The organism is Mycobacterium sp. 852002-50816_SCH5313054-b (assembly GCF_001667185.1).
Classification (GTDB): domain Bacteria; phylum Actinomycetota; class Actinomycetes; order Mycobacteriales; family Mycobacteriaceae; genus Mycobacterium.
In genome coordinates this window covers 1-1,349 of the sequence record NZ_LZIC01000108.1, presented here as the reverse complement: position 1 = coordinate 1,349, position 1,349 = coordinate 1, and the positions used below count along the sequence as shown (strand labels likewise).

At 71.4% G+C, this 1,349-nt stretch carries 2 protein-coding genes; one reads left to right on the top strand and one right to left on the bottom strand.

The features are described from left to right. A partial coding sequence (locus A5787_RS20360) for a PE family protein (protein ID WP_156764049.1) occupies positions 1–694 on the bottom strand: 694 nt, incomplete at its 3' end. Between the two features lie 195 nt (positions 695–889). Between A5787_RS20360 and A5787_RS20355 the strand changes: the two genes are divergently transcribed. After that, entirely contained in the window at positions 890–1,177 is a 288-nt protein-coding gene (locus A5787_RS20355) for a PE family protein (RefSeq protein ID WP_231994087.1), read from the top strand. Positions 1,178–1,349: the final 172 nt, after the last annotated feature.

The window sequence follows — 1,349 nt, the reverse complement described above, 5'->3', positions numbered from 1 at the left end:
CCCCTAACCCGCCGGCACCGCCGAACAGCCCGCCAGCGCCCCCGAACCCGCCGACCCCGCCGGTGACGCCGCCGAAGCCGCCGAGGCCGCCGGTCCCGCCGTGGCCCGCGAACAGTCCGCCGGCACCGCCGGCGCCGCCTGCCCCACCGGTTCCGCCGGCGGTGCCGCCAGCGCCGCCTGCGCCGCCGGCGCCGAACAGCCCGGCGGCCCCGCCAGCCCCGCCGTTGTGGCCCGTTGCGCCGGACCCGCCGTTACCGCCGCTGCCGATCAGAATGCCGCCAGCCCCTCCGGGCGTCCCCGTCCCCGCGGCCCCGTTGGCACCATTGCCGATCAGCGGCCGCCCCAACAACGCGAGGAACGGCGCATTGATGGGACCCAGCACGGCTTCTTGTACGGCCTGCAGCGGTGAGGAGTTGGCCGCCTCGGCGCCCGCATACGCGCCCTCGGCGCCGGTCAACGTCTGCACAAACTGGGCTTGGAACGCCGCCGCCCGCGCGCTGAGCTCCTGAAAGTCCTGCGCGTGATCAGAAAACCGCGCCGCCACCGCCGTCGACACCTCATCGACGCCGGCGGCCAGCAACCTGGTCGTCGGGCCCGACGCGGCCGCGCTCGCGGCGGTCACCGCCGCTCCGGCACGCGCCAAATCCGATGCCGCCGCGGCAAACATCTCCGGAACCGCCACCACATACGACATCGCTGCTCCCGGGAGGTAGTCGACACATCGCTGCATCTGCTGAGAATGAAAGTTTTCAAAGCGTACGCGGGTTGGCTGATCCGGGTGCGACAGACGGTTGCAATGGGTTTTGGTGAGGTGCTGCGCTGGTGGTGCCGGGATAGGATGGGTCGATATTCGCCTGTGGGGTGGAGGTGATCGGCGATGGTATTCGCGATGGAGCCAGCGGAAGTGGCGGCCGCGTCGGCGGCCCAGGCGGAGTTGGCAGCGCAGACCGGTGCTGGTGCGACCGCAGGTGCGCCGACGTTGTTGGGAGTTCTGCCGATGGGCGCGGACGCTGATTCGGCGGAGTTCGCCGCCGCGTTGGCGGCGGTGGGTGCGGCGTATGTGGCGACCGCTGGCGAGCATGCCGCGCAGCGAGGGCTGTTTTCGGACGCCCAGTCGTTGGCGGGGTCGACCACGGTGGCCAGCGAGGCGATCCGCGCGGCGGCCATGTCGCTGTAGCGGTGAGGGGTTCGCGTGGCGCATCCGTGGCCGACCTTTAGCCCGGAGGCCAACTACACGGCGTTGATGTCGGGATCGGGTCCAGCGTCCACGCTGGCCTATTCCGAAACGCTGAGCGCCGAGGCTTCGAATCTGCAGACGATAGCTGCCTCCTCCACGCTGACCGGCGCGG